Genomic DNA, 278 nt, shown 5'->3' on the forward strand with positions numbered 1-278 from the left:
ACATGAAATTGAGCGATATGAAGAACCGGATTTCAACGCTACAACGCTACAGATGATGCTTCAAGATCTAAACGAGATCATTGAAAAGCAAAATGAATTATTACAAGAATTAAATAAGCGTTTAGTTGAACAAGATCAGCGATTCGCACAAAGAGAATCAGAGTTATTGAGCGCTATACAACCGATACAGGACTCCCAAACGCTTATAGCGATGAATACTAGCTTAGACGTAGCGAAGAATGAAATAATCGATGAAATTCTTATGCAAAGATTATTGG

Annotated in this window: 1 pseudogene; it reads left to right on the forward strand. The window is 36.3% G+C overall.

The window, feature by feature from the left end:
- Window positions 1–278: pseudogene (locus tag ACSG5Z_RS32675) on the forward strand (DUF3967 domain-containing protein); the annotation flags it as partial.

Origin of the sequence: Bacillus pretiosus, assembly GCF_051294775.1 — a bacterium.
Lineage (GTDB): Bacteria > Bacillota > Bacilli > Bacillales > Bacillaceae_G > Bacillus_A > Bacillus_A wiedmannii.